21 protein-coding genes are annotated in these 25,579 nt (G+C 43.4%); 15 read left to right on the top strand and 6 right to left on the bottom strand.

Annotation, left to right across the window (positions count from 1 at the left end):
- Window positions 1-8: 8 nt before the first annotated feature.
- On the bottom strand, window positions 9-3,842 hold the full coding sequence (gene purL / locus FTV13_RS00910) for a phosphoribosylformylglycinamidine synthase (protein WP_180010684.1): 3,834 nt from the start codon (window positions 3,840-3,842) through the stop codon (window positions 9-11).
- A gap of 550 nt (window positions 3,843-4,392) precedes the next feature.
- Complete coding sequence (locus FTV13_RS00905; protein ID WP_180010682.1) at window positions 4,393-6,036, bottom strand: arylsulfatase; 1,644 nt, start codon at window positions 6,034-6,036, stop codon at window positions 4,393-4,395.
- A gap of 193 nt (window positions 6,037-6,229) precedes the next feature.
- Here FTV13_RS00905 and FTV13_RS00900 point away from each other — a divergent pair, with 193 nt between their 5' ends.
- The 10 genes from FTV13_RS00900 (at window position 6,230) to pal (ending at window position 16,731) form a co-directional block, all read left to right on the top strand.
- The gene (locus FTV13_RS00900; protein ID WP_166138742.1) at window positions 6,230-7,570 is read left to right on the top strand and encodes a deoxyguanosinetriphosphate triphosphohydrolase; all 1,341 of its coding nucleotides are present in this window, start codon (window positions 6,230-6,232) and stop codon (window positions 7,568-7,570) included.
- A 120-nt stretch (window positions 7,571-7,690) separates the two neighbouring features.
- Window positions 7,691-8,293, top strand: a complete 603-nt coding sequence (gene ruvA / locus FTV13_RS00895) for a Holliday junction branch migration protein RuvA (protein WP_180010680.1) — start codon at window positions 7,691-7,693, stop codon at window positions 8,291-8,293.
- Window positions 8,294-8,538: 245 nt separating this feature from the next.
- The gene (gene ruvB, locus FTV13_RS00890; protein ID WP_180010678.1) at window positions 8,539-9,540 is read left to right on the top strand and encodes a Holliday junction branch migration DNA helicase RuvB; all 1,002 of its coding nucleotides are present in this window, start codon (window positions 8,539-8,541) and stop codon (window positions 9,538-9,540) included.
- A gap of 525 nt (window positions 9,541-10,065) precedes the next feature.
- Window positions 10,066-11,415, top strand: a complete 1,350-nt coding sequence (locus FTV13_RS00885; RefSeq protein ID WP_373684852.1) for an amidohydrolase — start codon at window positions 10,066-10,068, stop codon at window positions 11,413-11,415.
- 260 nt (window positions 11,416-11,675) lie between these two features.
- Window positions 11,676-12,083, top strand: a complete 408-nt coding sequence (gene ybgC, locus FTV13_RS00880) for a tol-pal system-associated acyl-CoA thioesterase (RefSeq protein ID WP_034170923.1) — start codon at window positions 11,676-11,678, stop codon at window positions 12,081-12,083.
- A gap of 27 nt (window positions 12,084-12,110) precedes the next feature.
- Window positions 12,111-12,809, top strand: a complete 699-nt coding sequence (gene tolQ / locus FTV13_RS00875; protein WP_179992679.1) for a protein TolQ — start codon at window positions 12,111-12,113, stop codon at window positions 12,807-12,809.
- Window positions 12,809-13,258, top strand: coding sequence for a protein TolR (tolR, locus tag FTV13_RS00870; protein WP_159124030.1), 450 nt, complete (start codon window positions 12,809-12,811; stop codon window positions 13,256-13,258). The genes tolQ and tolR overlap by 1 nt, the downstream gene beginning before the upstream one ends.
- A gap of 3 nt (window positions 13,259-13,261) precedes the next feature.
- A complete protein-coding gene (tolA, locus tag FTV13_RS00865) occupies window positions 13,262-14,617 on the top strand; it encodes a cell envelope integrity protein TolA (RefSeq protein ID WP_180010676.1) in 1,356 nt (451 codons plus the stop codon).
- 202 nt (window positions 14,618-14,819) lie between these two features.
- A complete protein-coding gene (tolB, locus tag FTV13_RS00860; RefSeq protein WP_175968221.1) occupies window positions 14,820-16,103 on the top strand; it encodes a Tol-Pal system beta propeller repeat protein TolB in 1,284 nt (427 codons plus the stop codon).
- 55 nt (window positions 16,104-16,158) lie between these two features.
- Window positions 16,159-16,731, top strand: a complete 573-nt coding sequence (gene pal, locus FTV13_RS00855; RefSeq protein ID WP_159124033.1) for a peptidoglycan-associated lipoprotein Pal — start codon at window positions 16,159-16,161, stop codon at window positions 16,729-16,731.
- A 90-nt stretch (window positions 16,732-16,821) separates the two neighbouring features.
- Here pal and FTV13_RS00850 read toward each other — a convergent pair whose 3' ends face one another.
- Entirely contained in the window at window positions 16,822-17,007 is a 186-nt protein-coding gene (locus tag FTV13_RS00850) for an NF038105 family protein (RefSeq protein WP_159124034.1), read from the bottom strand.
- 183 nt (window positions 17,008-17,190) lie between these two features.
- Between FTV13_RS00850 and FTV13_RS00845 the strand changes: the two genes are divergently transcribed.
- From FTV13_RS00845 to FTV13_RS00825, 5 genes are all read left to right on the top strand, one after another.
- Window positions 17,191-18,165 carry a class 1 fructose-bisphosphatase gene (locus tag FTV13_RS00845; RefSeq protein ID WP_159124035.1) on the top strand — a complete coding sequence of 325 codons (975 nt, stop codon included), beginning with the start codon at window positions 17,191-17,193 and terminating at the stop codon, window positions 18,163-18,165.
- A gap of 49 nt (window positions 18,166-18,214) precedes the next feature.
- Window positions 18,215-18,991, top strand: coding sequence for an RNA methyltransferase (locus FTV13_RS00840; protein ID WP_159124036.1), 777 nt, complete (start codon window positions 18,215-18,217; stop codon window positions 18,989-18,991).
- A 167-nt stretch (window positions 18,992-19,158) separates the two neighbouring features.
- Window positions 19,159-19,773, top strand: coding sequence for an RNA polymerase sigma factor (locus FTV13_RS00835; protein WP_159124054.1), 615 nt, complete (start codon window positions 19,159-19,161; stop codon window positions 19,771-19,773).
- The gene (locus tag FTV13_RS00830) at window positions 19,770-20,087 is read left to right on the top strand and encodes a hypothetical protein (RefSeq protein ID WP_004784617.1); all 318 of its coding nucleotides are present in this window, start codon (window positions 19,770-19,772) and stop codon (window positions 20,085-20,087) included. The genes FTV13_RS00835 and FTV13_RS00830 overlap by 4 nt, the downstream gene beginning before the upstream one ends.
- Window positions 20,077-20,484 carry a DUF3106 domain-containing protein gene (locus tag FTV13_RS00825; protein ID WP_159124038.1) on the top strand — a complete coding sequence of 136 codons (408 nt, stop codon included), beginning with the start codon at window positions 20,077-20,079 and terminating at the stop codon, window positions 20,482-20,484. The genes FTV13_RS00830 and FTV13_RS00825 overlap by 11 nt, the downstream gene beginning before the upstream one ends.
- Window positions 20,485-20,532: 48 nt before the next feature.
- On the opposite strand, the gene FTV13_RS00820 is transcribed toward FTV13_RS00825, so the two are convergent.
- The 3 genes from FTV13_RS00820 to hda all read right to left on the bottom strand — a co-directional run bounded on the left by FTV13_RS00820 (window position 20,533) and on the right by hda (window position 25,579).
- Entirely contained in the window at window positions 20,533-22,944 is a 2,412-nt protein-coding gene (locus FTV13_RS00820; protein ID WP_180010674.1) for a CSLREA domain-containing protein, read from the bottom strand.
- Window positions 22,945-22,953: 9 nt separating this feature from the next.
- Complete coding sequence (gene rbtA, locus FTV13_RS00815; RefSeq protein WP_159124041.1) at window positions 22,954-24,753, bottom strand: rhombotarget A; 1,800 nt, start codon at window positions 24,751-24,753, stop codon at window positions 22,954-22,956.
- 121 nt (window positions 24,754-24,874) lie between these two features.
- A complete protein-coding gene (gene hda, locus FTV13_RS00810; RefSeq protein ID WP_159124042.1) occupies window positions 24,875-25,579 on the bottom strand; it encodes a DnaA regulatory inactivator Hda in 705 nt (234 codons plus the stop codon).

Below are 25,579 nucleotides of genomic sequence, written 5' to 3'. Positions count from 1 at the left end.
AAATCAGATTAACCAATAAATTTGCGAGCATTACGGAACATGCGTAACCATGCACCGTCCTGATCCCAGTCTTCTGGTTTCCAAGAGTGCTGGATCGCACGGAAGTTACGCTCAGGGTGTGGCATCAAGATAGTCGCACGACCATCTTTCGAAGTTACACCAGAAATCCCTTCAGGCGAACCATTCGGGTTCAATGGATATTGCTCAGTCGCATTACCCTGGCTATCCACATAACGCATAATCACCTGATTATTGGCATTCAATGCAGCAATGTTTTCAGCCGATGCTACTACGCGACCTTCACCATGTGCCACAGCGATTGGAAGAATTGAACCTTCCATGCCTTCTAATAATACAGAGTGAGATTTCTCTACACGAACATTGACGCTACGTGCTTCAAATACTTCTGATTTGTTGCGATGGAACCGAGGCCAAGCATCTGCACCTGGAATCAGTGGAGCCAATTGTGACAGCATCTGACAACCATTACAGATCCCTAGAGAGAAGGTCTCCTGACGGTTAAAGAATTTCTCGAACTGGTCACGAAGTTGCTGATTGAACAATACTGATTTCGCCCAGCCACCACCTGCACCCAATACGTCACCGTAAGAGAAGCCACCACATGTGACCAGACCTTCGAAGTCATCCAAGCTGATACGGCCAGCTAGAAGATCGCTCATGTGTACGTCAACAGTATTGAAGCCGACTTTGTCGAATGCTGCTGCCATTTCTACATGACCATTCACACCCTGCTCACGCAGAATCGCCATATTTGGACGACGTGAGTTAATGTACGGTGCTTCGATTTGTTCGTTCAGATCAAATGTCGGTTGAGCAATCAAACCTTTGTGTGCTTTGTCTGTTACTAATGCAAATTCTTGATTTGCAGTTTCTACGTTGTCACGCAGACGCTGGATTTGATGAGAAACTTCAGTCCAAGCCACTTGCAGGTCGGCACGTTCAAGTACCAGACCATTTACAGATAACTGATCAGAGTTATTCACTGTACCTACTACAGAGATCGCATCTTTCAGAGTAGAAGTCGCGATTTCTGCTTGTAATGCTTCCCAATCTGCTTTCGCTATTTGCAGAACTGCACCGATTTCTTCAGCGAACAATGCTTCAACTGATTGGTCTTCTAGCGCTACGCCTAGACGTGCAGCAAACATCATTTCCGCAACAGTTGCCAGTAAACCACCATCACCGATGTCATGGTAAGCCTTGATCAGACCACGGTTGTTCCAGTCTTGAACCAGTGCGAAGAATGCTTTGAAGTCATCAAAGCTGTCGACATCAGGAGTCACTGAACCAATTGCTTTGTATACCTGAGCCAAGATCGAACCGCCTAAACGGAACTGACCTTTAGATAGATCAATACGAACCAGTACAGATTCAATATTTTTCAGCTCAGGGGTTAATGTCTTACGAACATCAGTTACAGGTGCAAATGCAGTGATCACGCCTGACATTGGAGAAGTAACAGATTTGTCTTCGCCTTCGTCATTCCAGGTGGTACGCATTGACAATGAGTCTTTACCGACTGGAATTGCGATGCCCAGTGCAGGGCACATTTCCATACCAATGGCTTTTACACCTTCGAACAATGCTTGGTCTTCGCCCGGTTGACCTGCAGCAGCCATCCAGTTTGCAGACAGTTTGATGTCGCTGATTTGATCAATCTTCGCAGACATAATATTTGAGATCGATTCAGCAACTGATAAACGTGCAGAAGCCGCTGGGTTTAACAATGCAACTGGTGGACGTTCACCCATTGCCATTGCTTCACCTGTGTAACCGACAAGGCTGGTTGTTGTTACTGCAGCATCAGCCACAGGAACCTGCCATGGACCAACCATCTGGTCACGTGCCACCATACCGGTAATCGAGCGGTCACCAATAGTGATCAGGAATGATTTAGAAGCGACTGTTGGGTTCTTGATCACGCGATAAATCGCATCTTTCAGATCAGTCACTTTAGACGCATCAAAGTCATCGCCTTTACGCGGAGCAGTTTCATATGAACGGCTCATACGTGGTGTACCACCAAGCATCACTTGCATTGGCATATCCACTGGCTTGTTGCCGAACAATGGATCTTCAACGGTTAAATGACGCGCTTCAGTTGCTTCACCCAATACCGCAAACGGACAACGTTCACGCGCACAGATCGATTCGAATAAAGGTAGAGATTCTGGACGGATCGCCAGTACATAACGCTCTTGCGCTTCGTTTGACCAGATTTCCATTGGCGACATGCCTGGCTCAAGCGATGGGATCTTACGAAGATCAAGCACCGCACCAAGCTCATGGTCATTTACCAGCTCGGGCATCGCATTCGAGATACCGCCCGCACCGACGTCATGTACAGAAACGATTGGGTTTTCATCTTCCATACGCCAGCAAGTATCAATCACTTCCTGACAACGGCGTTCCATTTCCGGGTTTTCACGTTGTACAGAAGCGAAGTCCAGGTTTTCACCCAGTTTACCGCTGTCTACAGATGATGCAGCACCACCGCCAAGGCCGATCAGCATTGCTGGACCGCCAAGCACGATCAGTAGATCGCCTGGTTGAATCGCATCTTTTTCAACGTGGTCCGGACGGATGTTACCGTAACCACCCGCGATCATGATTGGCTTATGGAAACCTTTCACTTCGCCATTGACGTTTTGTTCAAACGTACGGAAATAACCAGTTAACGCTGGACGACCAAATTCGTTGTTAAACGCAGCACCACCCAATGGACCTTCAATCATGATTTGAAGTGGAGATGCCATACGTGACGGTTTACCGTAGTTTTCTTCCCAAGGCTGTTCAAAACCAGGAATATTCAGGTTAGATACGGTGAAACCCGTTAAACCAGCTTTCGGTTTACCACCACGACCAGTCGCGCCTTCGTCACGAATCTCACCGCCTGAACCAGTTGCTGCACCGGCAAATGGTGCAATCGCTGTTGGGTGGTTGTGAGTTTCCACTTTCATCAGGATGTGAGCGGCCTGGCTCTTGTATTTATAAACGTGTTGACCGTTATCTTCTTGAGTCGGATAGAAACGTTGCGTATCAAAACCAACAATCACCGATGCGTTGTCTTTATAAGCCGACAATACGTCTGTTGGTGATTCTTTATAGGTATTTTTGATCATCTGGAACAATGACAATGGTTGAACTTCACCATCAATCGTCCATTCAGAACCGAAGATTTTATGACGGCAGTGCTCTGAGTTAGCCTGCGCAAACATCATCAGTTCAATGTCGTTCGGGTTACGACCCAGTTTAGTAAATGCTTCTGTCAGGTAATCAATTTCCTGTTCAGACAGCGCAAAACCGAACTCATTATTGGCTTTTACCAATGCCTCTTTACCTTGACCCAGGATATCAATCGAGTTCAAAGGTTTTGGCGCAGTTTCAGTAAACAACACTGCAGCATCTTCAATCGCATTGAAAACACTTTCAGTCATGCGGTCATGCAAGATCTGTAATGCTTCTTTAGAAAGCTCTTTTTCGCCCTTCAAAGTAAACAAAACACCGCGTTCTAAATGATGAACCGGTGTATTACAGTTGGCAAAAATATCAGTTGCCTTTGATGACCATGGTGAAATCGTGCCGACACGCGGTGTCACTAGAATCTGGATTTCATCACTTGCAGCCTGGCGCAGTTCAAATGATTGACCATCGTTGAGAAGCTGTAAAGCGGATTGCTGTTGTTGCTCGTTGAGCGCTTGGTCAAAAAGATAAACAAATTGACTTTCTAGTGATTGAACAGAACTAATTGACGATAAACGTGTGAGTAGTTGAGCTTTCTTAAAAGAAGAATGTGCAGGTGCACCGGCAACGATAAACATGCTGATTTTGGCTCCACGGGATGATCGAGCGACCATGCCACAATGTGACTTGAGAGAGCGCATATTCTACTGTGAAATACATAAATCGGCTAGAGAGGAAATGAGAAAACTCAAGCGAAAAGCTATAGCATTTTATAAATAATGCTTTTATTTTCAGATAAAAAAATTGAATGTAGTCGCACAGCTTAACACAATTTGTTAAAGAAAAATTAAAACTAGTCAAGAATAATTCAACTTAAAAATTTTGTATTATTTTTCAACACTATTGATCATATCAAGTGGTTTAAAATTTAATCTCTATTTTTAATAAAAATGAGCCAAGGATTGACTTCTTTATTATTTCTTGATCAAAAATAGGTAGCTGCGCTGCTTTTTGCCATCTGTCTGAATGATGATCAACTATATTAAATATTCAGTCCACAGACTAAGATTTACTTTCTATCAAAATTATTGCTCTATAAAAAACAGGCCGTTTGACCTGTTTTTTATTTCAGCTCATTCTTGTAAGCATCTGCTCAGTTATGAAATTCGATAATTCATTAGAAATAGCTTAGGCAGTTTTATTTAATAAAATTCCCCCGCCTTCAATTTCTACCACACCATTTTCTCGTACATAAACTTTCCAGTCGGCCAGCAGCTCCTGTAATTTTTCTGGATAACGCTCTGCTAGATCTTCAGTTTCACCCACATCTTCTGCCAGGTTATAAAGTTGCCATCTGTTTGGGCCATTCGGTGCGGGAATAAATAAAGCCTTCCAATCCCCTTTACGCAAAGCTTTTTGTCCGAACAGCTCCCAACCCGTGATATGGTCTTCAGCATGAATATAGGCCTGCTGTTGCTGCAAATACGGCAGAATGCTTTTACCACGTAGTGGCACCAGTTTCCGACCTTTATACTGCTGTCCCGGATGCTGAATATTTAATGTTTCCAGTAAAGTAGGCAGTAGATCCATCACCGTTAAAAACTCATGACTGATGCCATTTTGACGTGCAAAGCCCTGATGCTTGATAAATGCCGGTGTACGAATTCCACCTTCACTGGTATGCGCTTTATAAAGTCGAGATGGCGCTGTGGCCGCCTGTGCCCAATGCTCACCGTACCAGACATAGGAATTACCCTTGCCAATATTTTCCAGACGATTGTCATAATATTTGGCAATCACGGTCTCAATATCAGGACCAAAGACTGGTAATGCTTCCAGCTGCGCACCTTCTGCCCCATTGTCCGAAAGAAAAATAATAATAGTATTGTCGTATTGATCAGTCTGTTTTAAATGTTCAATCACACGACCAATATTCTGATCCATGCGATCAACCATTGCTGCGTAGACTTCCATGGTACGCGCCGAGAACTGCTTTTCATCTTCCGTCAAACTGTCCCAGAATTTAGTTTTTGCCAATACTGGATGAATCGTAGCATCTTCACCTACTAAACCAAGCTCTTTGATTTTAGCTAAACGCTTCTGACGTAATACTTGAGGACCTTCATCATATACACCTTTGTATTTGGCAATATCTTCCGGATGGGCTTGCAAAGGCCAGTGTGGTGCTGAAAATGGCAAATACGCAAAGAATGGGCGTTCTGCACGACTCTCATCATCTTGCAGATAATCCAGCAAGCGATCTGTAAAATAGTCTGAACTATAGAAGTCTTCCGGCAATGCAGTAATGTATTCATCATTTTCTGCATAGAGCCCCCGAGTTACTTTCAACAGGCCCGGAATTTCTTCTTCTGGAATATCGGGTTCAAACGCATAGTGATTGGCTGCACCCGGGAGCAAGGTAAATGACTTTTCAAAACCACGGCGTGCCGGAAAACGGTCTGGAGTTAAGCCCAGATGCCATTTTCCAGACATGATGGTGTAATAGCCTGCATCATGTAACAGTTCCGGTAGAGCCGCAACCTGATCATTTAAATACCCCTCATAACCCGGTTGGCCTTTCTGTTCAGGTCGTATGGCTTCGGCCATGGAACCCAATCCTGCCAGATGATGGTCTGTGCCGGAAAGTAGCATGGAACGGGTGGGTGAACAGGTCGATGCGGTATGAAAGTTAGTCAGGCGTAATCCTTCCAGGGCAATTGCATCTAAATGTGGTGTCTGGATCTCTCCACCAAATGCACCCAGATCAGAAAAGCCCAGATCATCAGCGACGATGAGTAAAATATTTGGTTGAGTAATTTGTGCTGTGGTCATATTTGGTCTACAAATTGATTTTATTATCGTGGTAATTTGCCTGAAATTGTTGGCTCAATCCTGTCACCAAATTGACAATCTTTCGCTGTATTTCAGCTAAGCTAATTCAAAATGACATTTCATGTCGCACTGCCCTAGTGCTTTACGCTCTTTTTTGGCATGATGCAGAAAGTAGAGAACTGAATAATGATAAATGACTCAAATGCGTTGGTTGGAACTGCTTTCGACAGTTCGGATTGGTAGTAAAAAGCAGAGTACAGAACTGGCCCGTAGCCCGTTCCACAAAGATTATGACCGTATTATTTTTTCCCAGAGCTTCCGGCAGCTCAACCGTAAAACCCAGGTGCATCCTTTAACCCAGCACGATGGTATTCATACGCGCCTGACGCATTCACTGGAAGTCTCCTGTATTGGCCGCTCGCTAGGGATGTTGGCCGCAGAGAAAATTAAAGACCAGCTTCCACCCTGGGTGTCTCCAGCGGATGTGGGCGCCATCATTCAAGCCGCTTGTCTGGCCCATGATATTGGCAACCCGCCTTTTGGCCATGCCGGTGAATATGCGATCCGCGAATGGTTTGATGATGTATCACATACTGACTTCTTAAAAGATTTAAGTCCTGAACAGGAAGCAGATGTACGTCAGTTTGAAGGCAATGCCCAAGGCCTGCGGCTTCTAACCAAGATTGACTATCATCCAAATGATGGCGGCATGCGCCTGACCTATGCCACTTTGGGTGCTTATTTAAAATATCCGTGGCTGTCAAAAACCATGGCATCACAAGTAGATTTACCTGCCAGTAGCCGTGCCAAATTTGGCTGCTATCAGGCAGAAAAAGAGATTTTAAAGCAAATTGCGGAAGAGCTTGGACTAATCCAGCTCGGCGAGTATCGATATTGTCGTCATCCACTGACCTATCTACTCGAAGCAGCCGATGATATTTGTTATGCCCTGATTGACCTAGAAGATGGCATCAGCTTGAACATGCTCAGCTATGCTGAAGTGGAACCGGTATTTTTAAATCTGCTCGGAGATTATGGAACGCCTTCTGAAATCGGCATGCCTGATACGACCTGGCAACAGAAAATTGCTGCACTGCGTGGCCGTGTGATGAAACGTCTGGTGAATGAAGTGACGACTGCTTTTGCACGCCACCATGACCAGATTCTATCTGGTCAGTTACAAGGCACTTTATTGCAATATTGTTCGTCAGATATTGAAAGTGGTATTAACCGCGCCAAAGAACTGGCACGTGACAAGATTTTTGAACATCCACAGAAAGCGGGCCTAGAGATCATTGCCCATCAAAGTCTGCAAAATATTCTGGATGCCTTTATTCCGCTGACCACACCACATAAAAACCTGAGCTTTAAGGAACAGCGGTTAATGTCGATTCTGCAACGTTCAGGTGCAAACTTTAAAGACAGCCATTATGACAATATTATGCAGGTATTAGATATTATCTCGAAATTTTCGGATCATCAGGCTTATAACCTGTCACAGGAATTGCAGGGTAATAAAGCCGGATTGTTATAAAACATCTGGCTGGATTAGATGATTATTGCAGCAAAATCACCTGTTTTGCAGAAGGAGATTTTGCCTTTCCTGAAAATGCTGACTACTATGCTGCAAAACTGAATTGAGTAATGATAAAAGATGATTGGATGCCTGATTGGTGAAGTGCTGGCGCTGGAAGCACCGACTGTATTATTAAATGTGAATGGTGTAGGTTATGAAATCGATACGCCGCTCACTACTTTTTGCCAGTTGCAAAAAGGCCAGAAAATTACCCTGTGGACGCATCTGGCTGTGCGTGAAGATGCACAATTGCTATATGGTTTTTTAAATGCTCAGGAAAAAACTATTTTCCGTACTTTATTAAAAGTGAACGGCGTTGGCCCCAAAATGGCACTCGGCATTCTATCTACCTTAAGTGTAGAAATGCTAATTCATACAGTTGAGAATGAAGATGTAAATACCTTGGTTAAAGTTCCAGGTGTCGGCAAGAAAACTGCTGAACGTTTGATGATCGAACTGCGCGATCGCTTTAAAGCCATGTCTGCGGGCACTGCTCCAAGCAATTCGACAGCTCCACAAATTCAGTTTATGGGCAATTCAGCCGTGGCTGAAGCGGAAGCTGCATTACAGTCATTGGGCTATAAACCTGCTGAAGCACAAAAACTGGTGAACGCTGCCAAAGGTGAATTTACTGAAGCCAGCGATATTATCCGCGCGGCATTAAAGTCGATGAATAGATAATAGGAAAATGACTTTACTTTAAATAAGACTGTTTATTCTCCTATTTATATAAATTACTCGCGACATGGATGTCGCCGGTTGAGTTGAGGTACAGGAAGTACCTTCAACTCAACAAAAGATTTTTGTTACTTTTGATCTTTCAAAAGTAAGACAACGCCTACACAATGGCAGTTAAACACAAATCATTATTTGAGGCTGTTTCTGCAGCATCAAACAGCTTCGATAAAGAGATTAAGTTAATAGATATGCAAGACCGTCTCATCAGTGGTTCTGAAAAACCCGAAGATCATTTTGATCGTGCCATCCGCCCGACTTCCCTCGATGACTACATCGGTCAGCCGGTGGTCCGCGAGCAGATGGAAATTTTCATTGGCGCAGCACGTGGCCGTGAAGAAGCCCTTGATCACACCCTGATTTTTGGCCCGCCAGGTCTGGGTAAAACGACATTGGCCAATATTATTGCCCGTGAAATGGGTGGCAATCTCAAATCGACTTCCGGTCCAGTATTAGAACGTGCGGGCGATCTGGCAGCAATGCTGACCAATCTTGAGGAAGGTGATGTTCTGTTTATTGACGAGATTCACCGCTTGTCACCTGTGATTGAAGAAATCCTTTATCCAGCCATGGAAGACTACCAGCTGGATATCATGATTGGTGAAGGCCCTGCTGCCCGTTCGATTAAATTGGACTTACCACCATTTACTTTGGTCGCTGCAACCACACGTGCTGGTCTACTCACTTCTCCACTTCGTGACCGTTTCGGGATTGTGCAGCGTCTGGAATTCTATTCAGTCGATGACCTCACTCATATTGTGAAACGTTCTGCAAGCCTCTTGGATGTTCCAATGACCGAAGATGGCGCAAAAGAAATTGCACGTCGTTCACGTGGTACACCGCGTATTGCCAACCGTTTATTGCGTCGTGTACGTGACTATGCTCAAGTCAAAGGCACAGGTGAAGTCACTCAGGAAATGGCTCAACGTGCATTAGATATGTTGAACGTGGATAAAGATGGCTTGGATACTCTCGACCGTCGTTACCTGTCGATGTTGCTAGAACGCTTTGATGGTGGCCCGGCGGGTGTAGAAGCTTTGGCAGCAGCAATGGCAGAAGATTCAGGTACGCTGGAAGATGTGATTGAGCCTTATCTGATTCAGCAAGGTTATGTGATGCGTACTGCGCGCGGTCGTATTGCGACCAATATGGCTTATTTACAGTTTGGCATAACGCCGCCTGAGCCGAAGTAAGGGTTAAAATTCTTTTGGCTTAACCATTTTTTATCATAAAGAAAAAGAGCTAATTGACTACTGCAATCAATTAGCTCCAAAAGCACAAACTCGAATCTTTATTATTAAGTAGTTTATTTAGCTATTATAGTTATTGCTCTTTAAGCAAATACTTAGGCTATTTCTTTTAAATTTTATCAATAATAATTATGAAATAATCAAAGCAACTTTAATGCCAAAATAGTATTTAACTTAGAGAAATAGTTGAAACTTAGATAATGAAAGATTTTTAAATCAGATACAAATTCCTTTTAATAATTCCCTATTAGTTTGAATTTTTTAAATAAAATAGACCGTTAAATTTTTATAATTACATAATTTTACAATATCTACCTCTGTAAAATTCCCTTTATCAGCAAGTACTAAAAATGAATATACCGAAAAGGTATGAAATCCATATTCAGAGGGTTTTGGTCAAATGTAGTGCATTATGTAATGCTCAGGCATCTCTTTAACTCTATTCAGATTTTTAAGGTTCTCCCTGATATGAACATGCATAAGACGCTTTCATTTTGTCTCCCTCTTTTATTTTGCAGTCAACTGGCTTTAGCAGATTGGGTAGATGATTCTGTTAAAGCAGCCGAAGCGCATACCATCAAACTACGCCAGCATATTCACCAATATCCTGAACTGGGCAATATGGAATTCAAAACCTCGGAATTAGTACAAAAAGAATTAAAGTCCTATGGTATTGAAGTACGTAAAGGCTATGCCAAAACAGGTGTGATCGGCGTTCTAAAAGGTTCAAAACCTGGCCCCGTCATGGCATTACGTGCAGATATGGATGCCTTGCCCATTCAGGAAACGGCAGCTGTACCTTTTGCCAGCAAGCAGAAAGGTATTTATCAAGGCAAGGAAACTTATGTGATGCATGCCTGCGGTCATGATGCGCATACTGCAATGCTATTAGGTGCAGCCAAAGTGCTCGCTACCAATAAAGATAAGATTGCCGGAACCGTAGTTTTTGTATTCCAGCCAGCAGAAGAAGGCGGTGCAGATATTGATAACTTTAGTCAAGGTGATCAGATCGGCTCACGTAAAATGCTGGCTGATGGCGCACTCAAGAATCCTCAGCCTGAAGTGATTTTTGGAATGCATGTGATGGCGGGTATGCCAAGCGGCAATATTTTCTATAAAGATGGTGCAATTCTCAATAGCGCGGATCATTTACGTATACAGGTAGATGGCCATCAGGTACATGGTTCAATGCCTTGGGCAGGTCGCGATCCAATTTATGCTTCTGCACAGATGATTAATAATTTACAAAGTCTGGTGAGCCGCAAAGCAGATCTGACCAAAGGCATGGGCGTGGTCAGTATTGGAAGTATTCAGGGTGGTACCACAGGAAATGTGATTCCTAATCAGGTGAATATGGTCGGTACGATTCGTTCTAACAGTGAAGATGTCCGTCAAGGCATTTTAAAAGACTTGCCGGAAATGCTGGAACACAATGCCGCAGCCAATGATGTCAAAGTCAAAGTAGAAATTGCGCCCTATGCACCTGTTACTACCAATGATAAAACCTTGACCGAGTTGATGCGTCCGACTCTAGCTAAGGTGAATGGTGAAGATAAACTGCATCTACTCGATAACAATGCCAGTGCCAGTGAAGACTTCGCTTATTATGGCAAGCTGATGCCATCATTGTTTATCTTCGTCGGTGCAACGCCAGCAGATCAAGACTCAGCCAAAGCAGCACCGAACCATAACCCGAATTTTATAGCCGATGATGCGACTTTAAAAACCGGCGTAGAAAGTCATGTCCGTTTTATACTGGATTATCCAAAAGTAGCCAATCAGGTACAAATGAGCTGGAAGCAAAATAACAAAAGCTGATTCTTAGTTCCTCCAGCATGAGTGACTGGTCTCATTCATGCTTTTACTTCGCCGTATTAATAAGCAATTGGTCGTTCCGTACTGGCTTAGCCCCTACTCCATCCAGATTTGACATCTTGTGCCATTGGTCTCAAAGCTCACAGTGCTAAACTTTGACGCGCTAAATTGCTTGACTTTTGGAATGAATAAGGCAAATTCTAAGCCTGCTCCAGCCTCCAAAAACAAGCAATAATTTCGTAAAATCTGCATGGAACAAAACTATGGCGAATCACTTTGAATTCAATATCCGCGTCTATATTGAAGATACTGATGCGGGTGGCATTGTCTACCACGCTAACCATATTCGCTATATGGAACGTACCCGTACTGAATGGTTACGTGCTTCCGGAGTGAGTCACTACTGGCATCAATCCGACTATAACTTTGTTGTGCACAAAATTAACGTCAAATATATGCGCCCAATCCTCATGGATGACCTGATTACCGTGACTGCACGTGTCATTTCATGTAAAGCTTCATCATTTGTATTGCAACAAAATATTTATCGTGGTGAAATCATGCTTGCATCTGGTGAGGTCGAGTTGGCATGTATTAGTGCAGACATGAAACCACGTCGTCTTCCTGATGAAATCCGCGAACTGATTCATAAAGAATTGGAACAAGACTAAAAAAATTATTTGGCACACGTAACAGCTATGGCAACTCAGTTAGAATCATCTCTTCAAGTCTCAGATCTTATTTTACAAGCAAGCCCTGTCGTACAACTGGTGATGCTTTCTCTCCTGTTAGCCTCGTTGTACAGCTGGTACCTGATTGCCAAGTTAACCATGAGCTATAAAAAAGCTCAGGCTGATGACAATCATTTCCAGAAAATTTTCTGGTCAGGTGCCGAACTCAAGACGCTTTATAACAATGCCCAGCTCAATTCCAAACGTACTGGTCTGGAAGATATCTTCTATCAGGGTCTGGGCGAGTTCCTTAAACTTAAAAAACGCCATGCTCCAACTGCCCAGTCAATTGAAGGTACTGAGCGTATTCTGCGTGTAGGTTTAAGTCGTGATCAGGGGCATCTGGAACAAGGCTTGGGTGCGCTGGCCAGTATTGGTTCAGTCGCTCCTTATGTCGGTCTGTTTGGTACCGTCTGGGGCATCATGAATGCCTTTATTGGTCTGGCAGATGTCGATCAGGTTACTTTGGCCACTGTCGCACCTGGTATTGCAGAGGCCCTGATTGCAACGGCGATTGGTTTATTTGCTGCAATTCCTGCGGTTTTAGCCTTTAACCATTTCACATCTAAAGGTGAAGCACTGTACTCTGACCGTGCTCTGTTCGCTGAAGAAATGGTGGCTCTGCTGCAACGTCAATCTGTGGGCGCTACGCAGGACAATGACTAATGGCCATTCAACGTTCAGGACGCTTCGAGCGTATTAAAAAACCACTGAAAAGTGACATGAATGTGGTGCCATACATCGATGTGATGCTGGTACTTCTGGTCATTTTCATGGTGACTGCCCCAATGATTACCAGTGGCATCAAGGTCGATTTGCCGCAAGCCAATGGCTTACCAATCGAATCCAAAGATGCGCCTACGATCGTCACTTTAAAAGAAGATGGTACTTATTTTCTGGAATATAAAAATCAGACCACAGGTCCTGTCACCCTAGAGGCTTTGACGCAGACTTTGATAGAAGCGCAAAGCACTGCGGAAAGTGAAAACAAGGTCCTCAATGTCGTGATCAATGGTCATACCACCCGCCCTTATGGCGATGTGATGGCCTTAATGTCAAGCCTGCAGGATGCGGGTTTGTCCCAAGTGGGTTTACTGACCAAGCCATTAGAATAAAGTATGAAAAATTATCAGAAACCACCGTTTCAGAAGAAAGCAATTGCGATTGGGTTTACGTTAGGAATCCATGCAGTTGCTTTGGTGGGCCTGCTTTTTCTGGGCATGAGTAAGCCACCTGAACCGCCAAAACAGATTAAAACGGTCTTAATTAAACCTGAAGACCTCAAGCCGGTGACTCGTGAAGAAACTGAGTTTGAAGAAACTGCACATGAAAATATTGCAGAAGAAATTACCCAAACTGCTGAACCGAGTGTAGAGCCTGCACCTGTAGTGCCAACGGCAGCTGCACCGACACCTCCGGCACCGCAGCCTGCACCAGCACCCCCACAGATCGATATTCAAAAAGCTCAGCAAGAAGCCAAAGCGGCAGAGCTTGCTCAAGCCAAAGCCGCCCAGCAAGCAGCCGAAGCAGCAAAACGTGCTGAAGCCGCCGAACAGGCAAAACAGGCTGCTGCCAAAGCCAAAGCAGAGGCTGCACAAAAATCTAAAGCCGAAGCTGAAGCAGCGCGTAAGGCGGAAGTAGAAGCACAGCGTAAAGCCGATGCTGCGCAAAAAGCCAAACTTGAAGCGCAGAAAAAGGCTGATTTAGCCGCCAAGCAAAAAGCAGAGGCTCAAGCCAAGGCAAAAGCGGATGCTGCGGCAAAAGCCAAGGCAGATGCCGAAGCTAAACGTAAAGCCGATGCGGCTGCAAAAGCTAAAGCAGAGGCGGATGCTAAACATAAAGCTGACGCTGCGGCAAAAGCCAAAGCAGAGGCTGAAGCTAAACGTAAAGCTGACGCGGCTGCGAAGGCTAAAGCGGAAGCAGATGCCAAGCACAAAGCTGACGCTGCGGCGAAAGCTAAAGCAGAGGCCGAAGCTAAACGTAAAGCTGATGCCGCTGCGAAGGCCAAAGCGGATGCTGATGCCAAGCATAAAGCTGATGCCGCTGCAAAAGCTAAAGCAGAGGCGGATGCTAAACATAAAGCTGAGGCTGCGGCAAAGGCTAAAGCAGATGCAGATGCGAAAGCCAAAGCAGAAGCTGATGCCAAAGCCTCTGCAGCCAAACAGGCTGCTGAAGAAGCTGCACAGAAAAAAGCGGAATCTAAGCGAATTGCCTCTACTGCAAAACGTGATTTCGAAAATAAAATCAGACGTGCATGGGATACCCCAGTGGGCTCCTCAGGCCAGAAAGCGACTGCTCGGGTCACTTTGAGCGATAGTGGTTCTGTGGTTTCTGTGGTGGTGAGTGCCAGTGATCCAGATATGAAAGCCAGTGTAGAAGCGGCAGTACGTGCTGCTGCACCTTATCCAATGCCTTCAGATCCGGATGCACGCCGTGAAGCACGAAGTTTTACTTCAACCTTTACAGCTCATTAATGAAAAACAGCCATAATAAAGAAAAAGTGTTATGGCTGTTTTTTTGAGTTAAACTTCAATTGAAACAGATTAAATAATAATCACTCCCCATAGTGATATAACAGTTTGATGATAAATTCGTGGTCTATTTCGCATAAATCCATGCGATGATGTAGCCCAATCACTTATAAATAACTCCGTTGATTTGAGTAAATAACGAATGATGGAAAAGACACGCAAACACCTACTCTGCCTTGCAATCATGACCACTTTGGGTGCGGTCACTGCGACCCAGTCTCAGGCCCAACTGCATCTGGAAATTACCAAAGCTCCTGAAGCTGCTCCTAAAATTGCCATTGTGCCTTTTAGCCAGGATCAGAGTATTTATCCGGTGGTGGAAAATGACCTGAATCGTTCTGGTAAATTTGCCAGTGCCTCGAAGAATTTACCTGCTACAGCACAACTAAATTCGCCAAATGCTGAAGCTTGGGCAGCTGCAGGCGTACCTTATGTGGTGACTGGTTCATCCAAGACCAATCCTGATGGTTCTTATAGCATTCAGTATCAATTGTATGATGTCGAAAAACGTCAATACTTACTGAATGAGTTGCTGACTGTTCCTGCTTCACGTACCCGTCAGGCAGCCCATATGATCAGTGATGCCATCTATCAGGCATTAACCGGTATTCCGGGAGACTTCACCGGCCGTATTGCTTATGTGTTACGTAATCCGGCAACGCCTGATCAGCGTTATACCTTACAGATTGCCGATACGGATGGTGAACAGCCAAAGACCATTTTGACTTCGCGTGATCCAATCCTGTCACCTGCCTGGACACCGGACGCGAAAAAAATTGCATATGTATCTTTTGAAACCAAACGTCCGGCCATTTATGTACAGGATCTGGCGACTGGTCAACGTGAAAAGCTGGCCAGCTTCCGTGGATTAAACGGTGCACCAAGCTTCTCTCCAGATGGCAAGAGCATGCTGTTCACTGCGTCTATGCACGGTAACCCGGAAATCTATCAGATGAATCTGGAAACACGTCAGTTAAAACGCATGACCAACGATAGCGCAATTGATACAGAAGCACGTTATGCACCAGATGGAAAATCATTTATCTTTACTTCAGATCGTGGTGGTTCTCCGCAGATTTACCGCTATGATTTCAATAATGAAAGTACTAAACGTCTGACTTTCCGTGGCGCATTTAATGCCCGCGCGACCTTAAGTGCAGATGGTAAGAAACTTGCATTGGTTCATCGTCCAAGTGGCAGTAACTATAAAGTGGCTGTACAAGATATTAGCTCAGGTGTGACCAATATCCTGACGCCAACCAGCCTGGATGAATCACCTAGCTTCTCGCCAAATGGTCAGATGGTGGTCTATGCCACTCGCGAAGGTAACCGTGGATTGTTATCCATTATGTCTCTCGATGGCCGGTTCCGCATGAATTTGCCAAGTGAAACAGGTGAAGTCCGCGAACCTGCTTGGGCACCAAAATAATAGTTCAATATTTATAAATGCTTTACCCCATAATCAACCTTCATGGAGATGAAGAATGAACAAAGTAAAATTATTTGCACTTCCTTTACTTGCAGCTGCAGTCGTAATGACTGGTTGTGCCAGCCGTAAACCAGCAGCTGAAGTCCAAACTGGCAACCTGGATACCAGTGGCACCACCACTGTAAACACTGAAGGTCTAAGTGAAGATGCAGCTTTAAGTGCTCAAAATATGGCCGGTGCATCTGCTAAAGGTGTAACTGCGGAAAATAAGGCTTATTTAGCTAAACGTGTAGTTCACTTTGACTATGACAGCAGTGAACTGAGCAATGACGATATCCGTACTCTGCAAGCACATGCCCAGTTCCTGATGGCAAATGCCAATTCTCGTGTAGCTCTGACAGGCCATACAGATGAACGCGGTACACGTGAATACAACATGGCGCTTGGTGAACGTCGTGCCAAAGCAGTAGAAAGTTTCCTGATCACTTCTGGTGTAAATGCAGGCCAACTTGAAGCAGTGAGCTATGGTAAAGAAATGCCAGTTAATCCTGGCCATGATGAAAGTGCGTGGAAAGAAAACCGCCGTGTAGAAATCAACTACGAAGCTGTTCCACCACTACTAAAATAAGTGATCATTTAAATAATACATCATTCATAAAAAAGCACTCAATCGAGTGCTTTTTTATTAGAGGGATATTTGAAAGATCAAAGAATAAAATTACTCTTTGCCTTCACCTTCTTCTGCAGTTTGCATGGATTCAATCATGTCGTGTTTATTGAATTTTTTATATTCAGGTTTTGCTTCGTAATCCTTCCACGCTTCTTTCATCTTGTCTTCAGAAATTTCATCGAGATTAATCGCTTCGCTCGGCGTTGGAGTCGCATCAAACTTTAATGTTGTCATCTCTGTGCTCCTATGATCATTTTTTCCTTTGATTCAACATAGCACTTTCCACAGGAGTTGCAAGGGCAAAATCACAACAAATAATTCAGTTTAATTGTCCTTTTCGGACGTTCTCCTCTAAAATATAGCCGTATATCGTTTTGATCTTTTTCCCCCGATTATAAGTCTTGGAGTTTTTCCCTTATGTCATACCGCACCTTATCCCAATTCCTACAACAACAAAGCGGGAACCTCACACCTGAACTTGCACAAGTAATTGAAACAATTGGAAATACCTGCAAGCGTATTGACCAACTCCTGCAAAAAGGTGCTCTAGCGGGTGTATTAGGTAGTGCTCAGCATGAAAATGTTCAAGGCGAAGAGCAAAAGAAACTGGACGTGATTTCTAATGATTATCTGATTGATGCATTAAAAGTACATCCACATGTAGGCGGTTTAGCGTCTGAAGAACTGGATGAATTCACTTCAGCTCAGGAAAATGGTCAATATCTAGTATTGTTCGATCCACTTGATGGTTCAAGCAATATTGATATCAACATGTGTGTGGGTACCATCTTTTCAATTCTTCCTGCAAAAAATAGTGTAACTCAGGCAGAAGACTTCATGCAGGCTGGTGTCAATCAGGTTGCTGCTGGTTATGTGCTGTATGGCCCATCAACCATGATGGCACTGACTGTGGGTGCCGGTGTGGTATTCTTCACTTTCGATCCTGAAACTCAAGAGTTTCTGTTGACTTCTGAAGCGATTCAGGTAGCTGCTGATACTAAAGAATATGCAATCAATGCATCAAACCAACGTCACTGGGAAGCACCTGTACAGCGTTATATCGATGAATTGCTGGCAGGTAAAACAGGTCCTCGCGCCAAAGATTTCAATATGCGCTGGGTCGCTTGTATGGTCGGCGATATTCACCGTATTCTGTGCCGTAGCGGGATCTTCATGTACCCATACGACTTAAAAGACCCAACTAAAGCAGGTCGTTTACGTTTAATGTATGAAGCCAATCCAATGAGTATGCTGATGGAACAGGCTGGCGGTGCATCAACGACTGGTCGTGTCCGCATTCTTGAAATCGAACCTACAAATCTGCATCAACGTGTTCCTGTCATCATTGGCTCAAAAAATGAAGTTGAGCTTGTGACCAGCTACCACCACTAATTTTTAAACGGCAGTTGATCTTTGATTGACTGCCGTGGACTTTCTTCTTATGCCAACCATCTTCCTTGAATCCAAAGACAATCCTAAAATTAAACACTTACGCGGTTTAATTGAACAGAATTCTTATCGAAAAAAACAAGGACAGACTGTGCTTGAAGGCACGCACCTGTGTCTTGCATGGTTACATGAAAACAAGAAAATCAATTCGATCTTCACGACTGAACATGCTTTAGCGCATCCTGATTTCGACATTATTTTAAACAAATATACCGGTGTGGTCTTTGTCATTGGTGAATCGCTTTATAAGGACCTGAGTACCTTAGGCACTTCGATTGCATGTATGGCGATTGTCGATATTCCAAGCTCAAGCCAGGCACTTGATTTTACGGCTGACACTCTGATCCTTGAAAATGTGCAGGATCCCGGTAATGTTGGCACCCTGCTACGTTCAGCAGCAGCTGCCGGTATTGATCAGGTCATTTGTACTAAGGGTTCAGCATCTCTTTGGTCACCACGGGTATTACGTGCGGGTATGGGCGCGCATTTTTCTTTGCAAACTTTTGAAAATATCGCACTGGAAGATCTTTTACCGCAATTCAAGATTCCGGTATATGTCACCAGCTCACATCGCTCTAGCAGCCTGTACAGTAAAGACTTGCGTAAAGCCTGCGTCTGGATTCTGGGCAATGAAGGTCAAGGCGTATCTGACTATGCCCTGCAACATGCCGAAGCGGTGACTATTCCACAGCCAGGTGGACAGGAATCCCTGAATGTTGCCATTGCAGGCTCTATCTGTTTCTTTGAGATGGTGCGTCAACGTATTTAATACGGTATTTAGGTTACATTGTTTTAATTACAGTCAGTGTATTTATAAAATAGATTACACTACAAAAATAATAAGTTTTATTGTCAACCAAATCGTTATTCCCAACGTTATATGCACATGAACTTGGGAATAATGGTGGGTATCCAATGACAGGATTTTCCATCTCTATGGATTTAGCACCGAAACCGTTGCAGTCACAAGATGCGAGTATTCTAAAGAGTACCGCTGAGTCTCGCCTGAAAAATTTCATGCAGGACGTGACCGGGCGTGCTTTGGTGATGATGGAAAGTGCGACTCAAGGACAACATGGGATCGCAATGGATCTGGTTCAGGAAGCTTTTATTGCTTTGCATAAATCTTATGCAGAGAAAAGCACTGAAGAGTGGTATCCCCTGTTCTATACGATTCTGAATAACAAATTACAGGATTGGCGTCGTAAAGAAGCACGTCGCAACCAGCCCTTTTCCTTTTTCAAAAAAGTCAGCCTTGATGACGACGAAGTCGAATTTGACAATCTGGTAGATGAATCTACGCCCTCACCTTTAGAATTTCTGGATCAGGCAGTAACTGCTGAAGAAATTCAGGAGGCGATTGCCAAATTACCTGTGCGTCAGCAGCAAGCATTTATGCTCAGAGCCTGGGAAGGCTTTGATACTCAAACTACAGCGCAAATTATGAACTGTACAGAAGGCAGTGTGAAAACCCATTATCACCGTGCTATTCAAGGTCTACGTGCCTCTCTAGCACACTTAAATCCATATCTGGGAGGATCATCCGAATGAAGCAAGATGATTTCTTAAAGCAAGTAACTTCCAAACTTGATGGACTGGCACAGCACCACAAGGATAAACCGGTGGTGATGAATCATGTGCTGGAGCATATTCAGGACGCACAACATTCACGCTTTGCATTTCTAAAAATGTCTGGCTTTGCTCTGGCTGCTGCGATTGCTGGCGTGGTAGTGCTACCGAATATTGTCAGCCATAACGAACCTCAGACTCAGGCAGTATCTACCCCCAAACTCTCCCCACAGATGCTTGAAGATCTGGAAATGTTAATGGTTTTAGGTGAGGACAAAGTTCCACATGGCAGCTAAAAGATTAGCAATTGCATTTTGTGCATTCAGCTTCCTGCAAACCAGCTTTGCGGGATTTGAACGTTTTTGGATTTTTTCCAAAGATGCCAATACGCAGGTCAACGAAACCTGGGATACACTTTCTGATTCCGAGCAACTGGCATTAATTAAACGTTATCAGTCCTTAAAAGAAATGCCTGAACAGCAACGTATTAATTTACAGCAACGCATGGATTGGTTCACCCAGCTTCCTGAAGCTGAAAAGCAGCGTATGCGTGAAACCTGGCAAATGATGAGCAGCCAGGAACGTAAGGAGTTAGGGGCACGGATGCAAAAAGCAACACCAGAAGAACGACTGGCGATCCGTGAAGAATATATCCAGAAATACCAGCAACTCACTCAACCTAAAACTCATTAATTGTAGTTAAAAAAAGCCTCCATCTGGAGGCTTTTTTTCATACTGCAATTATTTTCTAACTCGGCGATATCCTGCCAGACCTAATAATCCGAACAATCCCCAAATTCCAAATGAACCACCACCACTTGATGATGTATTGGTATTTTTAGCCGTATTTTTTAAGTTAATTCTAGCTGTATCTGACATCAACTCATCTGCATCAAAAACATGATACTGCATATCATAATCTGACTGACTAAAAGTATTTTTCACACTAAAGGTTAATTTTCCACCATAGCAGGTTTCACCTGCAAAATTTCCTGGGCATGGTCCTTCTCGCTCTGCGGAAAGGTTTACTCCGGCAGGAAGCTTGACAATGCGAATTGGAATCTCACGACCATCTTTATCACGATAGAAAGCAGCCTTGCCATTCATCCGTGGACCATCACCATCATCGCTGTCATTCTCTAATGGATTCACAGTTACGGTCAGATTGTTCTCTGCGCTAATTCTATATTCATCATTTTTTACAATCGGTTTAATATTTACAAATGCGCCCTGCAAAATACCTGTACTGCTGGCACCTGTCTGCTTGTCTTTAATTGTATAACGGCAATACTCCGTATCCGAGAGACTGGTTACTTTGCCATCAGTACGATACATCATGATACGGTTTAAGTCAGGCTTCCATTCACATTTTAAATTTGGGTCATTCGGCGCACCTTGAACAATTAATGAACTGCCTGATCCAGATAAAGACCCTACACCTAAAGATTGCACTGTAATTTCATAATTTTGTGAATTTAATGCTTTAGCTTGTACTTGAGTATTATTTAAAGTTTCTTGAGGCATGACCAAACTAAATGGATTAACGTATATGGCACGATATTTCTGGTATTGCTTGGTATATTTTAAAAGATCCTCATATTCTTTTAGCTCTTCCTTTAAGCCCTGTATTTCCTCAGGTTTTGTATTCTTATCGGCCAGAATAGAATTAATATCATCAATATTTTCCTGATAATAATCCAGCAACTCTGTTAAAGAACTATTTTTTAGGCCAGAAATATCTGCTGCAGTTAAGCGCCGGATTTCTACCGACCCAATTTCACAGGAATTTTTTGCGTCCGGATTAAATAATAAGGTTGCCTTAGTCAACCGCTCAATTCCACGCTGATCAGTTTCTTCACAACTTTCTGTACCGATATTGACCAGATCCGTATTCGATTGTCGATCAATAGGATAATACATCCCTAAATAACGGTTATTTACAGAAGGTTCGATATAAGCAGTTAACAGATCTGTGATCTGATTACTGGATACATCAATATTCGTTGAAACACTGTTTTCTGCCAGTTCAGGTAATATACAGCGTGAGGAACCACTTGTATGAATCGCATTATAAGCAGTAAATAAATCTACATCCTGTTCTTTACTTGGATTCCCACCATTCAAGGCATATTCACAAGACAATCCCTGATTAAATGCTAATACATTATAAGCCAGACTCGAATTACCAGTATTGTCATAAAAGATGGTTGAGCGAGCAGTATTTTCGACAATCGTGTTATTAATAGCACTAAAAGTGAAGAAAGAACTTAATGGACGGCTGATTTCATTGGCCATTCGGAAAATATGACCTGTGGCACTGGTCGTATTTTTTGCAATTGTAGAGTTACTAATATCAGCTTTGGCATAACCACAAAAGTCCAGAATACTGGCCGTATCAGTAGAACCATTTTTGACAATGCTGCTTGCGCTAATTTCTAGCTTGGTCTCTGTACTGCCCAAATTCCCCACACAATCCATAGCCAAGACACTGCCATATGTAGCTGCTTTATTCTGATGAATTAAGGAATCCTGAATCCTGATAACTTTTTCATTATTCATCGCTACTGCATAAATTGCTCCCCCTTCTGCAGCCGCTCGTGAATTTACAATTTCACTATTCACGAGGCTTAGAGGACCGGCGACATAAAATGTTCCACCATTACCTTTATCCAGACTGGTTTTTGCAGCATAACCATCTTTCAGGATGACACCATTTACCACCATGCTGGCTTGGCTAGCGACCGTATTAAATAAGCGAGTTTTCCCTTGGCCTGAAATGGTGGTTGTTAAAGCCTCACGTGTTGGATATAAAAAGGTAATAGGGCTTCTTTGAGTATAATTGAAGGGTGATTTTCCCAAAATATTGACATGGGATTCAACAATAATTTCACTATTGAGTTTGTATTCCCCAGCTTCGAGTTGGATGACATCTGGAGCGGAACCATCATTACGCAATGTACGGCCAACATTGCATCCTCCATAGGATTTATCCAGCTTGGCTGTCTTAATGGCTTCACGCAAGGAACAGGCATTGGTATTTTCCCCGTCCTCGTCAGCAAATGTAGTGACATATATGGTTTTATCTTCGGCTGCCATTAAACTCATGGCAGATAAAATCATGGCTGCAAGCAGTCCTTTTTTATAATTTTTCATGATTTTTCCTTAATCTTTTAATCTGCGACGTAGGCCGATCAACCCTATCAAGCCCATTAAGCCAGCGATTCCCCATGCCCCACCAGAGGTTTTCACAGACTTGTCTTTCATTTCATTTTTAGGTTCCTGTACAATCTGGGTACTTAAAACCAGATAAGGTTTGGACTTATTAAATCGTGTAGATGAAGTAACTACCTGAATTTCAAAAATGTCAGCACCATGCCATTGTGAATCTGGGGTATAAACAACATTCCCATCAATATCAATGACTGTTTTGCCCTTGGAAACAGTTTTGGTTTGGATAACCTGTAAGCAGCCATCTTGCCAAGGCTCACCCTTTGGATTCTCTCCAATAATGTTATTGCATTGCTCTTTAGGAATTAAATCACTATCTCCTAAAGCAGATTCAATTGAAAACTTTGCAGTCTCTCCTTTTAGAAGATCCTGTCCAACCAGACTGGTAGATGTTGGAACTGTAATTTCAATCGCACCACGGTCACAAAATAAGTTATCCAGTAAACGGTCTACACCGCGTTGGTCTGACGCCTCACAGCTGACTGAAGGATTGCTGCTATTGTAGCTAGTCCCTCTATTTACAATCGGTGAATCACTAACCTGATTATAATTCAACAGGATACGAGGACGTAGATAGCCCAAGAACTGATCTTTAGGAACGCTATAAGGACATAGAATAGCATCGCTATTTTGTTTTAAATTTAGACAGACACCTTCACTTTGATCTGAAGCCTCTGCAAACAAGCGAGTACCTGTCCAGATCTGGTTTGGATACGCAGCATCACCTGTACCACAAGATGCTGTTACCAGGTTATTGTGAATCGTACTTTTATCCGTAGTTTCAATCTGACAATCCTGCGTACCATTTCTTAAAATAATACTGTTCGCCACATAGGCTTTACCATTCGGGGCACTAATACGTAGTGCTGTACCTGTATTATCCACTATAGTCAGGTTGTTGATTCCCACCCCATCAATCACATTGATCAGTGCTCCCTTATTTTTTAACAGGGTACTGCTTAGGACTTCAGCATTAATGGATTGAATATCGGCAGGATTATCGACTTGGCCCGCTGTATAAATATTGGTAGCATTATTATTCAGCGTCTGGTTATTCTTTAAAACGCTTTGATAAACCAGAAAGTATGGAAGCTGGCTATAGAGTATGCCACCCTGTTGCGCCTGATTATTTTCAATCAGGCTGGTTTTTATTTCGGCAAAAGCAATCAGATTCTGGCCAAATTTCCCCACATTATAAATGGCACCACCTTGACTCGCAGCTCCCTTGTATAAGCGGCTGTAATCAATCACCAATTTACCTTTATTATGAATTAGGCCACCTTGTTCGGCACAGCTGCTTTTACCGCAACCTTCAAGGTCGAGTTCTTTTAAATTGACTTGAATCAGCTCTTCATCATTGCTAATACGGAAGAGATTATCTGTCCCTTTCATTTGAATATGAGCGTTATATAACCCCATTACCTTATCGGTACTACTAAATTCACCATCTACTTCTGCGATAGATTTAATCGTTACTGATTTCTTGATCGGGATATGCTTATTCAGTACATAGGTCGTTTTTTCTTTTAAGATAATGGTGCCAATAGCATTTTCGCCACCACAGCCCATATAACCTTCTTTAGCCAGGCCACGATTCACATATTCAACAGCTTCTCGAAGTGAACATTCCTTGTCATCTTTTTCAATATCTTCTGTGGTAGTTACAATAATTTCTGCACTATATGCCTGCCCCGCCATACATAGCAAAGCCATGCCTATGCTCTTCTTGAGCATACCCTTCTCCTTAATTTTTTATTTCTTTCTTTTTCTTCTAAAGTTGCATCTTCCTTGCAACAGCGAATTATTTTGCCTTACTTTCGCATAGACTGAGTAATTACTCAAGATGTTTTATAATTTAACGATATTCATCAATTAATGCATAAATCTGCCGCAGGTTAGCATTGCTGACCTTCAGCTTTTCGCCTTTAAGTAATTGAATAATCTGTTCTAATGTTTGTAGAAGCACGGAAGTTTGATGTGGTCCGTGATTTAGCAAATAATCAAAAATCTGTGGGTCAAGATGAATACCACGTCGGTCCAATACCGAGGACACCAAGGCAAATCGGTCCGCATAAAGACTGCCATTTGGGACACGGACACTAACTGCCTGCGTGAGTCGGGACTGCAAATCGGGCAATTCAAGCTTTAACTCAATGGGTGCAAAACGGGAAGAAAATACCAGCTGACCACCGCCTTCATCATTATAATTAATCAAGTGAAAAACGGCGCGTTGCCAGTGTGGAACCCCACTAATGGCTTCAATATCATCCAGTGCGATCAGGTCAAACCGGTCCAGCGAAGTAATCGCTTCAGTAGGCGCATCCAGAAGCTCCAGCAAAGACACCTGTATAGCAGTCTTACCGATTTCCAGATAAGAATCACAAATGGCAGAGAGTAAGTGACTTTTCCCTGTTCCAGCTCCGCCATACACATAAAAGCGGCTGATTAGGCCTGCATGCAGCTGTCGGACTGCATCAATTACATGCCCCCATCCCGGGCCCGAAAAATCACTAATTCGAGCATCGAGTTGAGGTTCTATATCTAGCTGCAATTGACGCAT

Origin of the sequence: Acinetobacter sp. YH12235, from assembly GCF_013417705.1 — a bacterium.
Classification (GTDB): Bacteria; Pseudomonadota; Gammaproteobacteria; order Pseudomonadales; family Moraxellaceae; genus Acinetobacter.
Note: the sequence above shows the minus strand (reverse complement) of the source record. Positions and strands in the feature narration are given on the sequence as shown.

Coding starts and splice junctions, on each gene's coding strand:
- tolB (WP_175968221.1), top strand. CDS start 14,820: ATGGAAAAGACACGCAAACACCTACTCTGCCTTGCAATCATGACCACT.
- FTV13_RS00820 (WP_180010674.1), bottom strand. CDS start 22,944: ATGAAAAATTATAAAAAAGGACTGCTTGCAGCCATGATTTTATCTGCC.
- FTV13_RS00835 (WP_159124054.1), top strand. CDS start 19,159: ATGGATTTAGCACCGAAACCGTTGCAGTCACAAGATGCGAGTATTCTA.
- ybgC (WP_034170923.1), top strand. CDS start 11,676: ATGGCGAATCACTTTGAATTCAATATCCGCGTCTATATTGAAGATACT.
- FTV13_RS00885 (WP_373684852.1), top strand. CDS start 10,066: ATGAACATGCATAAGACGCTTTCATTTTGTCTCCCTCTTTTATTTTGC.
- FTV13_RS00905 (WP_180010682.1), bottom strand. CDS start 6,036: ATGACCACAGCACAAATTACTCAACCAAATATTTTACTCATCGTCGCT.
- ruvB (WP_180010678.1), top strand. CDS start 8,539: ATGCAAGACCGTCTCATCAGTGGTTCTGAAAAACCCGAAGATCATTTT.
- rbtA (WP_159124041.1), bottom strand. CDS start 24,753: ATGCTCAAGAAGAGCATAGGCATGGCTTTGCTATGTATGGCGGGGCAG.
- FTV13_RS00850 (WP_159124034.1), bottom strand. CDS start 17,007: ATGACAACATTAAAGTTTGATGCGACTCCAACGCCGAGCGAAGCGATT.
- FTV13_RS00825 (WP_159124038.1), top strand. CDS start 20,077: ATGGCAGCTAAAAGATTAGCAATTGCATTTTGTGCATTCAGCTTCCTG.
- tolR (WP_159124030.1), top strand. CDS start 12,809: ATGGCCATTCAACGTTCAGGACGCTTCGAGCGTATTAAAAAACCACTG.
- purL (WP_180010684.1), bottom strand. CDS start 3,842: ATGTTTATCGTTGCCGGTGCACCTGCACATTCTTCTTTTAAGAAAGCT.
- tolA (WP_180010676.1), top strand. CDS start 13,262: ATGAAAAATTATCAGAAACCACCGTTTCAGAAGAAAGCAATTGCGATT.
- pal (WP_159124033.1), top strand. CDS start 16,159: ATGAACAAAGTAAAATTATTTGCACTTCCTTTACTTGCAGCTGCAGTC.
- ruvA (WP_180010680.1), top strand. CDS start 7,691: ATGATTGGATGCCTGATTGGTGAAGTGCTGGCGCTGGAAGCACCGACT.
- hda (WP_159124042.1), bottom strand. CDS start 25,579: ATGCGTCAATTGCAGCTAGATATAGAACCTCAACTCGATGCTCGAATT.
- FTV13_RS00840 (WP_159124036.1), top strand. CDS start 18,215: ATGCCAACCATCTTCCTTGAATCCAAAGACAATCCTAAAATTAAACAC.
- tolQ (WP_179992679.1), top strand. CDS start 12,111: ATGGCAACTCAGTTAGAATCATCTCTTCAAGTCTCAGATCTTATTTTA.
- FTV13_RS00830 (WP_004784617.1), top strand. CDS start 19,770: ATGAAGCAAGATGATTTCTTAAAGCAAGTAACTTCCAAACTTGATGGA.
- FTV13_RS00900 (WP_166138742.1), top strand. CDS start 6,230: ATGACTCAAATGCGTTGGTTGGAACTGCTTTCGACAGTTCGGATTGGT.
- FTV13_RS00845 (WP_159124035.1), top strand. CDS start 17,191: ATGTCATACCGCACCTTATCCCAATTCCTACAACAACAAAGCGGGAAC.